This window comes from Niastella koreensis GR20-10 (assembly GCF_000246855.1).
GTDB classification, from domain to species: Bacteria; Bacteroidota; Bacteroidia; order Chitinophagales; family Chitinophagaceae; genus Niastella; species Niastella koreensis.
Window position 1 is genome coordinate 7,043,548 of the sequence record NC_016609.1, and the last position, 14,004, is coordinate 7,057,551.

13 protein-coding genes are annotated in these 14,004 nt (G+C 44.7%); 5 read left to right on the forward strand and 8 right to left on the reverse strand.

What is annotated here, in order from left to right; genetic code table 11:
• Positions 1–7 precede the first annotated feature (7 nt).
• A complete protein-coding gene (gene mfd, locus NIAKO_RS27795) occupies positions 8–3,448 on the reverse strand; it encodes a transcription-repair coupling factor (RefSeq protein ID WP_014221787.1) in 3,441 nt (1,146 codons plus the stop codon).
• A gap of 271 nt (positions 3,449–3,719) precedes the next feature.
• Here mfd and NIAKO_RS27800 point away from each other — a divergent pair, with 271 nt between their 5' ends.
• Entirely contained in the window at positions 3,720–4,484 is a 765-nt protein-coding gene (locus tag NIAKO_RS27800; RefSeq protein WP_014221788.1) for a ferredoxin--NADP reductase, read from the forward strand.
• 130 nt (positions 4,485–4,614) lie between these two features.
• On the opposite strand, the gene NIAKO_RS27805 is transcribed toward NIAKO_RS27800, so the two are convergent.
• From NIAKO_RS27805 to dtd, 5 genes are all read right to left on the reverse strand, one after another.
• On the reverse strand, positions 4,615–4,908 hold the full coding sequence (locus NIAKO_RS27805; protein WP_014221789.1) for a hypothetical protein: 294 nt from the start codon (positions 4,906–4,908) through the stop codon (positions 4,615–4,617).
• A 122-nt stretch (positions 4,909–5,030) separates the two neighbouring features.
• Positions 5,031–6,470: a glycine--tRNA ligase gene (locus NIAKO_RS27810; protein ID WP_014221790.1), complete on the reverse strand. Its 1,440-nt coding sequence runs from the start codon at positions 6,468–6,470 to the stop codon at positions 5,031–5,033.
• A gap of 62 nt (positions 6,471–6,532) precedes the next feature.
• Positions 6,533–7,516: a hypothetical protein gene (locus NIAKO_RS27815; protein WP_014221791.1), complete on the reverse strand. Its 984-nt coding sequence runs from the start codon at positions 7,514–7,516 to the stop codon at positions 6,533–6,535.
• A 41-nt stretch (positions 7,517–7,557) separates the two neighbouring features.
• A complete protein-coding gene (locus NIAKO_RS27820) occupies positions 7,558–7,917 on the reverse strand; it encodes a nucleotide pyrophosphohydrolase (RefSeq protein WP_014221792.1) in 360 nt (119 codons plus the stop codon).
• Positions 7,917–8,369 carry a D-aminoacyl-tRNA deacylase gene (dtd, locus tag NIAKO_RS27825; RefSeq protein ID WP_014221793.1) on the reverse strand — a complete coding sequence of 151 codons (453 nt, stop codon included), beginning with the start codon at positions 8,367–8,369 and terminating at the stop codon, positions 7,917–7,919. Before dtd ends, NIAKO_RS27820 begins: the two co-directional genes overlap by 1 nt.
• Positions 8,370–8,400: 31 nt before the next feature.
• On the opposite strand from dtd, the gene arfB reads away from it, so the two are divergent.
• Genes arfB through NIAKO_RS27840 form a run of 3 tightly spaced genes read left to right on the forward strand, consistent with a single transcriptional unit; the run spans position 8,401 to position 10,678 of the window.
• Complete coding sequence (gene arfB, locus NIAKO_RS27830) at positions 8,401–8,808, forward strand: alternative ribosome rescue aminoacyl-tRNA hydrolase ArfB (RefSeq protein WP_014221794.1); 408 nt, start codon at positions 8,401–8,403, stop codon at positions 8,806–8,808.
• A gap of 17 nt (positions 8,809–8,825) precedes the next feature.
• Entirely contained in the window at positions 8,826–9,632 is an 807-nt protein-coding gene (locus tag NIAKO_RS27835) for an MbnP family protein (protein WP_014221795.1), read from the forward strand.
• Between the two features lie 35 nt (positions 9,633–9,667).
• Positions 9,668–10,678 (forward strand): cytochrome-c peroxidase, encoded by a 1,011-nt coding sequence (locus tag NIAKO_RS27840; protein ID WP_242675479.1) that lies wholly within the window; start codon positions 9,668–9,670, stop codon positions 10,676–10,678.
• A 197-nt stretch (positions 10,679–10,875) separates the two neighbouring features.
• Here NIAKO_RS27840 and NIAKO_RS27845 read toward each other — a convergent pair whose 3' ends face one another.
• Positions 10,876–11,550 carry a hypothetical protein gene (locus NIAKO_RS27845; protein ID WP_014221797.1) on the reverse strand — a complete coding sequence of 225 codons (675 nt, stop codon included), beginning with the start codon at positions 11,548–11,550 and terminating at the stop codon, positions 10,876–10,878.
• A 276-nt stretch (positions 11,551–11,826) separates the two neighbouring features.
• Here NIAKO_RS27845 and NIAKO_RS27850 point away from each other — a divergent pair, with 276 nt between their 5' ends.
• Positions 11,827–13,338, forward strand: a complete 1,512-nt coding sequence (locus NIAKO_RS27850; protein ID WP_014221798.1) for an oligosaccharide flippase family protein — start codon at positions 11,827–11,829, stop codon at positions 13,336–13,338.
• Between the two features lie 9 nt (positions 13,339–13,347).
• Here NIAKO_RS27850 and NIAKO_RS27855 read toward each other — a convergent pair whose 3' ends face one another.
• A complete protein-coding gene (locus NIAKO_RS27855) occupies positions 13,348–13,989 on the reverse strand; it encodes an MBL fold metallo-hydrolase (RefSeq protein WP_014221799.1) in 642 nt (213 codons plus the stop codon).
• Positions 13,990–14,004: the final 15 nt, after the last annotated feature.

Sequence of the window (14,004 nt, forward strand, 5' to 3'; positions counted from 1 at the left end):
GGGGATTTTAAGCCGTAGTCTCCTGCTTGTTCACAAACTCTTTCATTTGCGACAGGAAGCGTACCATCTTTTGCATGGTGCCCATATCTGATACTACCAGCATAAATAATTTTCCATTCTGCTTAAGGCGGGCTTTATTCGTTTGGGTTTGAATAAAGGTGAGAATGTTATGGAAAATATCCGACTCAAAATAAGGGCTATCGGCTTTATTGATGAAATAGCATTTGAGCGTGTCGTCTTTCAACAACATTTTTTCAAAACCCAGCTCTACGGCCAGGCGGCGAACGCGCACGGTATCAAACAGGTCTTCCACCTGCTGGGGTATTGGCCCAAACCTGTCCTGCAACTCAACGGCAAAGGCCTGCAGCTCTTCTTCGTTATCACAATTATCCAGGCGGGTATATAACGTTAACCGTTCGGTGATGCTTTCTACATAGCTATCGGGGATCAGGATCTCCAGATCGGTATCGATGGTGCAATCCTGTACATAATCTTCCTGTTTGGAAATTTCTGCCTTAAATAATTCCCTGAACTGCGTACGCTTCAACTCCTTGATGGCTTCTTCCAGCACCTTCTGGTACATTTCAAAACCTATTTCGGCCATAAAGCCGCTTTGTTCACCTCCTAACAGGTTGCCTGCCCCGCGGATGTCGAGGTCGCGCATGGCTATCTGGAAGCCACTGCCCAGCTCACTGTGCTGCTCCAGCGTTTGTAACCGCTTTCTGGAGTCGGGCGGCAACGTACTCATGGGAGGAGCCAGCAGGTAACAAAAAGCCTTTTTATTGCTACGCCCTACCCTGCCCCGTAACTGGTGCAGATCACTTAATCCAAAGTGATGGGCGTTGTTGATGATGATGGTATTTACGTTGGGAATATCCACCCCGCTCTCCACGATATTGGTACAAATAAGTACGTCGTACTTTTTATCAATAAAGTCAAGTATGCGTTCTTCGAGGATATGACCTTCCAGCTGGCCATGGGCAAAGCCAATGCTCAGGTCGGGACACAAGCCCTGAATAAGGGCCGCCATTTCCGACAATCCCTGTACGCGGTTATGGATGAAGAATACCTGTCCGCCCCGCTCGGTTTCATAATAAATGGCATCGCGGATGAAGTCGTGGTTGAATACCTGTACTTCCGTTTGTATGGGCTGCCGGTTGGGCGGCGGCGTATTCATAATACTCAGGTCGCGGGCGCCCATTAAACTGAACTGTAACGTACGCGGAATAGGCGTTGCCGTTAAGGTTAAACAGTCTACATTGGTGCGCAGGGTCTTGATCTTTTCTTTATGCGCCACCCCAAATTTCTGTTCTTCGTCAACGACCAAAAGCCCCAGGTCTTTATATTTAACCTCCTTGCCTAACAGGGCATGGGTGCCAATAATGATATCTATCTTACCTTCTTCGAGCCGTTTTAAAGTATCCTTTTTCTCCTTGGCCGATTTGAACCGGTTTACATAATCAACGGTAACCGGAAAATCTTTCAGCCGTTCGCTGAATGTTTTAAAATGCTGGAACGCCAGGATGGTGGTAGGCACCAGTACAGCGGCCTGCTTTCCATCGCAACAGCTTTTGAATGCCGCGCGAATGGCGATCTCCGTTTTACCAAAGCCAACGTCGCCGCACACCAGCCGGTCCATGGGCGAGGGCGATTCCATATCCTTCTTCACATCGGCCGTAGCCTTGCTCTGGTCGGGCGTATCTTCGTATATAAAGGAAGCTTCCAGCTCGGTTTGCATGTAATTATCCGGTGCATGCTGAAAGCCCTGCTGCGCCTTACGTTGCGCGTAAAGGGTAATCAAATCAAAGGCAATTTCCTTAACCTTGGTCTTGGTTTTTTCTTTCAGCCTGTTCCAGGCATCACTGCCCAGTTTGTTCACCTTGGGTACGCTACCTTCCTTGCCGGTGTACTTCGAGATCTTGTGCAGCGAGTTAATGTTCACATACAGGATGTCGCTATCGCGGTAAATGATGCGCACTGCTTCCTGCATTTTACCGTTCGATTCCAGCTTTTGCAGACCACTGTAAATACCTACACCATGGTCGATGTGGGTAACGTAGTCGCCCGGCTGTAATTCGCGCAGGGTACGCAGGGTAATGGCCTTATTCTTATTGTAAGCCTGTTTAACCTTGTATTTATGGTAGCGCTGGAAAATCTGGTGATCGGTATAACAGATCACCTTCAGGTCTTCATCAATAAATCCCTGGTGGATGCTGGTAGGCACCGGGGTGAACTGGATGCCTGCTTTGAGGTCTTCAAAAATGCTGTTCAACCGTTCTAACTGCCGGGGATTTTCTGCAAACAAATACAGACTGAATTTCTTTGCTTCCCACGACTTCAGGTCTTTTATCAGCAGATCGAACTGGCGGTTGAAGGCCGGCTGATCTTTGGTGTTGAAATCAATGGTGAGTGGTGAGTGCAGGGTGGGCTCGCTATCCTCCATAAATCCCGGCTGATAGCCAAACTCTACCACATGGCGATTGGCCAATTGTTTTTTCAGGGAACCTGAAATAAACTCATCGGCCTTTATGCTGGTCTTTATTGTTTTGTCGTCCTCTTCTACCGCCTCTTTGGGTACGGCATTGTTGGCCTGCATGTCCAGGAACAGTTGCAGGTCTTCTTCCTGGGTCAACAGTCTTTCTTTGGTAAGCTCCCAGTCCTGGAACCAATACACCGTGTTTTCGGGAAGAAATTCAAACAGGGAGATCTTGGCATCTTCGTCAAACTGGGTCTCCACGTTGGGAATGATGCTTACCTGTAACAGTTTCCGCTCACTCAACTGTGTTTCAGGATCGAAAATGCGGATGGAGTCCACATCATTACCAAACAATTCAATGCGGTAAGGTTTTTCATTTCCGAATGAATAAATATCAAGGATGCCGCCGCGTAAGGCGAACTGCCCGGGTTCGTATACAAAATCGGTGGTTGAAAAGCCATAGTCAACCAGCTGGCGCAACAACGCTTCTACATCTATGACGTCGCCCGATTTCAGATAAATAATATTTCCCGCCAGGGTTTTAGGCAACACTACTTTTTCAAACAGCGCCTCCGGATACGTAATAAGGGCGCCCACGCGGTTGCTGCCGGCCATGGGGGAAGAAAACCGGGTAAGCGCTTCTGTTCGCAACATCACGTGCGAAGAATTGAGCAACCGGAAATTCTTTCTGTTCTTAAAGGAGCTGGGGAAGAAAAAGAGGTTCAACGCCTGGGTGAGGTTTTCCAGCGTATTGTGCATGTAAGCAGCCGCTTCTGAATCTTCACAAACTATTACGTGGTTGAGCTGGCTGTTGGCTTCGTGCTGAAAAATAGTGCCGATTACAAAGGCGGAGGCGCTTCCGTGCAGGTTCTTACAAAAAACCTGTTGGGGTTGGGAAAAAGTGAGCCTGTCCGCCAGTGAAAAAAGGCGGGGGTTATTTTTATACCCATTGAGCAACTCCTGCAAATTCATATCAGCGGACGCGAATTTACGAAAAGTTGACGGGTTAACAAGTTGGCAAGGTAACAAAGTATTAAAATGCAGGAATTTGAGTTACGAGTGGGAGGTTGATAAGGTTGAAAGAGTTGATCGTGTTGATAAAGGGTTGGGGGATAAAAGGAGTAAAAAATGAAAATAATGAGAAATGTCACACCCCGGCGAACCCTTTCACGTTTCACGATTCACGATTGCCGATTGCCGACTTTACTGTAACTTAAGCAGGTATCAAAAAATTGCAAGCCATATGTCATTAACCTGGCACACCGGAAAAGTTATTCGTATTGTAAACGAAACCAGTAATACCAGACGGTACTGGATAGAAGTGCCTGAGCTGCAAGCGTTCGATTTTGAACCCGGTCAGTTTGTAACCCTCGACCTGCCCATTCATGAAAAACCCAACAAACGGTGGCGCAGCTATTCAATTGCATCCTGGCCGGATGGCAGTAATGTGTTTGAACTGGTGATTGTTTTACTGGACGGTGGCGCCGGCACTACCTGGCTTTTTAACGAAGTAAAAGAAGGAGATCAGTTAACGTTTCGTGGCCCACAAGGCAAATTTACCCTGCCCGAACCTATTGACCGCGACCTGTTTTTTATTTGTACCGGTACGGGCATCGCGCCCTTCAGGTCGATGGCGCATCATATTTTAAACCACAATATTACCCACCAGAACATTTACCTGATCTTTGGCTGCAGAAAGCTTACCGATAACCTGTATGGTACTGAATTAGAGGAGCTGGCGGAAAAAGTGACCAGCTTTCAATACCTGCCCACCTTCTCCCGCGAAGTACCCGAAAATTATGATCACCTGATACGAACGGGGTATGTGCATACTATTTATGAGGAAATAATCCGGGCCAACAGTGCGCAGGCAAACACCAGCCCACCTGCCTTAAAACCAGCCTATTTTTATTTATGCGGCTGGAAGAACATGATAGATGAGGCCAAACAACGCATTCAGGACCTGGGATATGATCGCAAAACCATTCACCTGGAACTGTATGGATAATAAAGTAGTGATTGCCACCGGTGTTAACTGATGACATGAAGGAAAATTACCCTGGGGATATTTACAAAGGATGTTGTATTAAAGCAGTGCGAGCAAAGGGCAAAAAGCGCTAAAAACGAAGACTGAGTGCTTATTTTGAGCCTGTGGACTTGTCCTGTAACTTCTCTGATTTCTTCTCGTCTTTGGCAGTGATCGGGATCACCGGAATGTTTGATACGCCTTTCAACTGTTTTTCGAGCGCCAGTTTCTCTTGTTGCAATTCAAGGATTTCTGCATGGTTTGCCATCATTTCCCGCTCCAGTTCGTTCACTTTTTTCTTTTGTTTCTTCATTTGCGAACTACGGAGCAGAAAACCGGCAATAAAGGCGATTGCGATAGCGCCAACCAGCATCGTTAGATCAATAGACATTTCGATTAAGAGCATAATACCTCCATCTTAAATCTTCTGGTTTTTTAAGGTTGCTACAAAAATACACGCTTAACTATAAATTAAAAGAGTAGTTTTCCGAAAAAAACATCTCAATTAATTAAATATTTAATCAATTATTAGACAAGGTATTTCTGAACAAATTCCCTGACCTGATTAGCGGGAATACGATCCTGTTGCATGGAATCACGGTGACGGATGGTCACAGTTCCGTCTTCTTTGGTTTGTTTATCGACTGTTATACAGAATGGTGTACCTATTGCATCCATACGACGATAACGCTTTCCTATAGTGTCTTTTTCTTCATAAAAACAACGGAAATGCGGTTTGCATTCGTCCATGATCTCACGGGCAATTTCTGGTAACCCATCTTTTTTCACCAAAGGCAAAATGGCCAGTTTAATGGGAGCCAGTTTGGGGGGGAGCTTCAACACCACCCGGCTATCCTGCTTTTCGGCAGTGCTCAGGTCTTCCTCGGCATAAGCCTGGCTTAAGACCATCAGAACCGTTCTATCGAGCCCTATGGATGTTTCAATTACGTAAGGGATATAGTTCTGATTGATCTCTGCATCGAAATACTGCATTTTCTTTTTGCTGTATTCCTGGTGTTTGCTTAAATCGTAGTCTGTGCGGGAATGTATACCTTCTACTTCTTTAAATCCTATAGGGAAATCATACTCTATATCGCAAGCGGCGTCGGCATAAAAGGCCAACTTAGCATGATCATGAAAACGGTACTTTTCCTTGGGAATACCCAGGCTCAGGTGCCATTTCATGCGTTCTTCTTTCCAGTATTCGTACCACTCTTTTTGGGTGCCAGGCCGAACGAAGAACTGCATTTCCATTTGTTCAAACTCCCGCATGCGGAAGATGAACTGGCGGGCAACGATCTCGTTACGGAATGCTTTACCGGTTTGCGCAATACCAAATGGTATTTTCATGCGACCGGTTTTTTGAACGTTCAGGAAGTTTACGAAAATACCCTGGGCCGTTTCGGGGCGCAGGTATATTTCACTGGCCTCTTCCGACACGCTGCCTAACTGGGTGCTGAACATCAGGTTAAACTGACGTATTTCAGTCCAGTTCGCGGTACCGCTTACAGAACATTTTATTTTATTATCTTCTATGAGCTTTTTCAAGCCATCGTAATCATTGGCTACCAATAGTTTATCCATCTCAGCCAGTAAGGCATCCCCTTCGGCCTTCTTTCCTTCTTTTTCCCACTCATCGGCTTTTGCCTCCAGCAGGTGGTCGACCCGGTAGCGCTTTTTACTGTCTTTATTATCGATCATGGGATCGCTGAAATTATCCACGTGGCCACTGGCCTTCCAGGTGGTGGGATGCATAAAAATGGCCGCATCGATACCAACAATGTTCTCGTGCATCTGGGTCATGCTCTTCCACCAGTAATCACGGATGTTTTTCTTGAGCTCACTACCCCACTGACCGTAGTCATATACGGCACTAAGCCCATCGTATATTTCACTGGACTGAAAAATAAATCCATACTCTTTGCAATGCGCAATTATTGCCTGGAACCTGTTGTTATCTGTTGCCATAAGGCTGCAAATATAAGTGATAAGTTAACGTAGTTAACACGTAGAGGGGTAACTCTTTGGCCCTACCTGGAGGTTTGCCGGCGGTGTTTTTTGTTATTATACAGATGTTTGAAAAAAACTAAAGACATTACACAGGCAAAGACAGTCAGAAACAGATTAAAAGCCCTTATCTGCTCTATTCTTATCCGGGCATTGCGGTAGTTGTGATCTACTAAAAAACGGCCATGCTGGCCCAGATTAATTATTTCAAGGTTATCGGTATAATTTGCATACTGATAATAATTGAAGGCTTCCTGGTTTAATAGCTGAATTGAAACAGTATCCCCTTCCCTAAGTTTATTAAGCGTCTCCATATTATTGGAGTATTTATAATACCTGTCAAAAAAACGGAATTCAAGCCCACTGCCGCGAAATTTTAATTTATAATAATAAGTGCGACTTTTCCCACTTGTGTGTTCATACTCTACCGGTTCGGTAATTATACAATGGTTAATTGTTACAATTTTGGTTACATCAACATTACGTGCCCGAAAAAAGTATTCATAGGCCGCAAAACAAAGCAATATGCCGCTCATGATAGCCGCGTATTGCAGGAATTTGTCGACATTATCCGGCTTTCTGGCACGTTTAGCAATAACAGGCCTTTTGTTGTTACCGGGCTTGCTGAATTGTTCCCCAATAATTCCGCCTATCATAAATAATGCCCCTACACCACCTAGCCCAAACAATACTACAAAGATGAAGGCGAGGATACCGGCGCTGCCCATTTCTTTTCCCATGAAATAATAGGCCAGGGCTGCAAAAACGGAAAACCCCAACGCAACAAGTGCTTTAAATAACTTACTGCTCTGCGTTGAATTATATTCCTTTTTATAATTCGTTCGCATAGCAATGACAGCTTGAGCAGCCTGTTCTTCGCTAAGCGCATAATCTGTTATAAGGAGCTTTATTATTTCAGGAACGACTTTATCATCCGCCATCAGCAGCAGGGCGTATTGAGATGCCAGTTCCATTCTTTGTTCAAGGGGCAGGTCTTTGTAGTTCATGCAATTTTAAATACCTGTTAGTATAACATCACATGTTTTTATTACTTCAGCTTTTCATTTTCCTTGTGCCGCGTAGCATCCCGGATATTCTTTTTTTCAAAATTCTTTTCCAGCGCTTCTGTAAGGTCCACACCGGTTTGGTTGGCCAGGCAGATAAGCACCCATAACACATCGGCCATTTCATCGGCCAGCGGCCCCTCCCCGGCCCTCTCCGCCGGCTGGCGGAAGGGAGGTTGTTCACCTTTTTTATACGATTGATCTCCGTAAATACGTGCCATATGTCTTGCCAGTTCCCCCACCTCTTCGGTGAGAATAACCATATTGGTTAGTTCGCTGAAATATCGTACGCCCACTGTTTTTATCCAGTGGTCAACCTGTTGCTGCGCTTCTTTTATTAGCATTATTCTTTATTTTTTGTATCAATAACTATAGTTACAGGCCCGTCGTTCAGCAGCGATACCTTCATATCGGCGCCAAATTCGCCGGTAAACACAGGTTTTCCCAGATCTGTTTGTAACTGCTGTACAAACTGTTCGTATAACGGGATGGCAACTGGTGGTTTGGAGGCCCTGATATAAGATGGCCGGTTCCCCTTTTTTGTAGAAGCATGTAGGGTAAACTGGCTTACTACCAGGATATCGCCTCCCTGGTCAATTACCGATTCATTCATTACACCGGCTGCATCGTTAAAGATGCGCAGGTTAACCACTTTACCACTCAGCCAAATAAGATCTTCGGTGGTATCGCTGTCTTCAATTCCTACCAGAATAAGCAAACCCTTTGAAATAGATGACCGTACAGTATTATTAATTACAACATTCGCCTGAGTTACCCGTTGTATGACCGCTCGCATAGTACCTATAAATTAGTTTTACCTTTATACAATGAAGATAGATGTTTCAAAAGAATTAGAATTCCAAACTGCGCGAAGCGGTGGAAAGGGCGGACAGAACGTAAACAAGGTGGAGACGATGGTGGAGGGATATTTTAATATATCTAAATCGCTGATTTTAAGCGAAGAACAAAAAGCAATTGTTCAAAAGAAATTAGCTGCAAAAATAAATTCGGAAGGGTTTTTGCAAGTAAAGAGCCAGATTCACCGCAGCCAGTTGTCGAACAAGGAAGAAGTGGTAAAAAAAATGAATGCGTTATTAACCCAGGCATTAAAGAAAGAAATAAGACGTATCGCCACCAAACCTTCCAAGGGATCAAAGGAAAAGCGGCTCGAATCAAAACAGAAACAATCACAACACAAAAAGAACCGCCGAAAATTCCGTCCCGGCGATTTGTAAGCGTAACACCGAATGCTATGAAACTGACTCACAAACTGCACCGAGTTAATTTGCCCAAACTATTTATTGGATTACTGTTAGTAACAGCAGTTTTTTCGTGCCAGAAAGAATTACATTTTGACAAAGTACCTGAGAAAGACCACAACCTGGTCCTGAAATTTAAACCCGTTGCTACTTATGACTCTGTGCCTCTTGAGTTAGGTAAAACCTACACCAATTATTTTAAAGAACAGTATGTACCTACCGGTTTCAAGTTCTATGTGCACAATATTCAAATGATAAATACCGACTCTGGTAAAGTATTCAAACTGGCTAACGATAAATATTACCTGGTCGATTTTTCTGATTCTACTACTACCGAGATCAAACTTGGGATTTTACCATATGTGTATAACCGTATTTCGTTTACCATTGGAGTTGACAGCGCCCGTAATGTAAGCGGCGCCCAAACCGATGCACTGGACCCTGCCAATGGCATGTTCTGGACCTGGAATACCGGTTACATTATGGCCAAGCTGGAAGGCACATCGGCCAAATCGCCGCAGGCTGGTAAATTCGAGTTTCACATTGGTGGCTTTTCAGGAGCCGACAACGTAATTAAAACGGTGACTTTATTATTCCCTTACGCGCAAAACCTGGATATGAAAGCCGGCAAAGAAAGCCAGATGTTTGTTACCTGTGATGCCAATGACTGGTTTTTCAACCCCTGGGATATAAAAATTGCCGATAACCCGGTTATTACAACTCCCGGCCAACTGGCAACGCAGGTGGCTGAGAACTATTCAAAAATGTTTACCGTAGATTCTGTGTATAACGAACAATAATAGTGGCTGTTAGATGGACAATAAGACTTTGTTTATTGCTTTTTTCAGGATGCCTGCTGGTAAATGCCTGTAATAAAAAATCAGGCGAGGGTAACAGCGGGCCTCATCCGCTTACACTACCTCAACCAGCAGGATTTCCTGCCCCGCAATACTCCTTTACCGGCAATCCTCTTACTCGGGAAGGGGTTGAACTGGGCAGGAAACTATTTTATGATGGCCGCCTTTCGAAAGATGGCAATTTCCCCTGCGCCAGCTGCCATCAGCAGTTTGCCGCCTTCTCCACATACGATCACCCGCTTAGTCATGGGTTTAATAACCAGTTTACTTTACGCAATGCACCGGGTCTGTTCAACATGGCCTGGAACAAGGAAATGCATTGGGATGGCGGTATTACCAATATAGAAGTACAGCCCCTGGCGCCCATGACAGCGCCCAATGAAATGGCGGAGACCGTAAGCAATGTGATTAGTAAACTGCAGCAGGATGATGAGTATAGAAAAATGTTTACAGCCGCCTTTGGTAGTGACACCGTCAATACCCAACGCATGTTGTTTGCCATTACCCAGTTTGTAACGTCCCTGGTTTCGGCCAATTCAAAATACGACAGAGTAAAACAGGGCATGGCCTCTTTTTCACAAACAGAGCAAAACGGGTACACCCTGTTTCAGGCTAAATGTACCGGTTGCCATCCTGAGCCCCTGTTCACTGATCATAGTTTTCGCAATGTAGGGTTACCGGTTGACCCTTTCATCAAAGATTATGGTAGAATGCGTATTACCAATAACCGGGCAGACTCACTGAAATTTAAAGTACCCAGCCTGCGCAATGTGGCCGTTACTTTTCCGTATGAACACGATGGCCGCTTTTCTTCCATTACCAGTGTGCTGGACTTTTACAGCAGCGATGTTCAGAATGGTCCCACCCTCGATCCGCTGCTAAAGAACAAGATCCCGCTTACAAATGCCGAAAAGTTTTACCTGGTTGAATTTCTGAAAACGCTTACCGATTCTACGTTTATAAGCGATACCAGGTTTGCGCAACCGTAGAATACAGGCGAAAGCTATAAGCCTAAAGCTAAAAGCAATACACCGCTGCGCGGCCAATACAGCTGAAAGCTATAAGCCGTAAGCTGTAAGCAAAAAAATCCCGACGGGTACCCGTCGGGAACAACTATTAAACAAATAACGCTTCTTCATTATTAACCGTTCAAAGCTTTCAGCTTTAACCTTTAGGCTTTAGGCTTCTACTGTTTACTCAACTTACCCTGACTTGTATCTTTTTTATTCTGGATAACGTTCAGGGCATCCCGCTGGCGGTTCAGGTCTTCCGTTTGCAGTTGCTGATCGTTCTTGTTCTGAGCGATCTTATCCTGCAGGTTCTTTAATTTCTTTTCCAGGTCGGCCTGATCATCTTTCAGGTTCAGCAGTTTCTTTTCTGATTTCTTCACTACCTCTTCCTGTAATTTCAGTTGTACTTCAATATTATAGGCATCGATGAAAGGAGCCATTTTATTCAACAGTTCCTTTGACTCAACTATCTTAAAGTGATCGTCGTCGGCGCGGGCGCCAATGTTTTCGCCGGGACGGCCAATGAGCAGGTACACAACAGCATTTTCTTTGTCATTCACCACCTTGCGGTCTACCTTATAATACACATCAACAATTTCGGGCTCGTCTTTATCCAAACGGGTATTGCGAAATACATCAAAACTTTTAACGCGATCGTTTTTGCCGCCTTTTTTCGACATCCAATCTTCGATGGCGTCTTCCACTACGCGGGCTGTGTAAGGTAATTCGATGAGAGCGGCTACTTTATCGCCTTTTTGAAATTCAACTTTTGTTTCGCCGGATTGCGAAAATGCAGGAGTGCTTAATGTTATAACGGTCACGATAACCATTAATGGTAAAGATATCTTCATTGGGATCGGATTTGATGCTTAAATATACAATCGGCCGGCAAAGATACCAATAGTAACCCCGCAAAAAACATATACACAATTTGGGACGGTCTGGCGCCCCGATTTTAATCTGGCCTTTATGCCCAGGGCCTGATAATCAATGTTTATATACATAATCGGGATTTCAATCCTATTCTAATTGTTATTTCTGCCCTATATCATGTATAAACAGGCCCCAGGTGCGACGTTATTATGCCCGAACCCTTAATTTTGACCATTAATCTTAAATAAATTTCATTGAGCGGTATAAAAAAATTAGCCGGGCAAACATTGTGGTATGGGGTCAGCACTATTTTTTCCCGTTTCCTGAATTATCTGCTTACTCCGTACCTGACTTATAAGTTAAGTGGCGCTGGTTTTGGAGAAATGAGCCTGGTATATGCAGCCATTCCATTTTTAAGTACCCTGTTCCTGTTTGGAATAGATACGGCTTATTTCAGGTTTGTGCAGAAACCTGAATTTGCCTCCGACATTTATAGTACGCTTTCCATTTCCATATTTTCCAGCACCATTTTCCTGTCGGTAATGCTGCTGCTTTTCCACTCCTCCTTTGCGCACCTGATCTCTATCCAGGACCATCCGGAGTATATTTTGATAAGCGTATTTATCATTGCCTGTGATACTTTATCGGCCCTGCCCTTTGCCAAACTGCGGCAGGAAAACCGCCCGGTAAAGTTTGCCACCATCCGGGTAACAACTATCCTGATCTACATTGCTGTGGTATATTTCTTTTTATCGGTTTGTCCACGATTGCTGGAGCAAAATTCAAACAGTCCGCTTTTAATTATCTATAATAAGAATTTCGGGGTGGGGTATATCCTGTTGGGAAATGCCATTTCAGCATTTTACCAATTTATTGCCTTAAGAAAGGAGGTGTTCGGCTTTCAGCTGAAGTTCAATACTGCCATGTGGAAGGAGATCATGATCTATGCCTGGCCCATCGCTATTGCCAGTTTTGCCGGGATGATCAACGAAACCTTCGACCGTATTATGCTGGGCTGGTGGGCGCCCACGCACTCGGTGGAGGCCGCCCGCACCGAAGTGGGTATTTACAGTGCCTGTTACAAATTGTCGATCCTTATTACCCTGTTCATCCAGGCTTTCCGGATGGGTGCAGAACCGTTTTTCTTTAAACAATCGGTGCAGGAAGATGCGCCCAGGACCTATGCCCGGGTAATGAAATTCTTTGTGATCACCATTTCGGTCATGTTCCTGATGGTGGCGCTGTACCTCGACATCTGGAAACAATTTATCAGGAATAAAGAAATGTGGACGGGGCTGACAGTGGTTCCTATTCTGCTTTTTGCCAATATGTTCCTGGGCATCTATTACAACCTTTCTATCTGGTATAAGTTATCGCAAAAAACCTCGGCGGGCGCCGTTATCACATTTGTGGGGGCTGCCCTTACCCTGATAATAAATGCCATTTTCATTCCCCGCTACAGTTATATGGCCTGCGCATGGGCAACCTTTATTTGTTACGGCAGTATGATGGCCATATCCTATTTCTGGGGACAAAAAGTTTACCCCATTCCTTATGCTACCAAAAAGCTGTGCGCCTATATGGTGATAGCAGCTATTATTTACCTGGTGCATCGTACCATCATTGGCTGGTGGCCTAAAGAATGGATAAGCCTTTCACTGGCCACTTTGTTTACGGTTGGTTACCTCGTATTTATTTTGCGGATTGAACGGAAAGAATTCAGTAAGTTACCCTATGTGGGAAAGCTGATCTACAGATTCATTTAAATAAACCGGTTATCCATTCAGGAACGGGTTGTGTTTTTTCTCATAACCGATAGTGGTTTGCGGGCCATGGCCCGGGTAAACCACCGTTTCATCGGGTAAAACAAATAACTGGTTACGAATACTGGCAATAAGTGTATCAAAATTTCCGCCGGGCAGGTCGGTACGGCCAATGCTCTCCAGGAATAATACATCGCCACCCAAAACAAACTGCTGCGCCTGACAATAAAATGCAATATGTCCGGGCGAATGTCCAGGTGTAAAAAGCACCTGGAATGCATCATTACCCAACGGTATGGTATCTCCTTCGCGTAAAAAGATAAGATCGCCTTTGTAATTATCAAAAGGCAACCCCCAGGACATTCCAAACGCTGGAGCCTGTTCAAGTAAGGGTTTTTCTTTTTCGTGGATGTGGAGGGTTAATCCCCAGGTGTCATGGATGAATTTGTTTCCGAATACGTGGTCGAGATGGCAATGGGTATTTAACAAATATTTAGGCGTGAGGCCGGAAGTTTGTATATACTCTTTCAGCTCATTACGTTCATTGCCGAAGTAACAGCCGGGGTCAATAATGCAGCATTCCCCCTTCTCGTTATGCACCACATACGTATTTTCCTGAATGGGGCTAAATGTAAACGACGTCACTGTAAGCATACTCGTACCTATTAT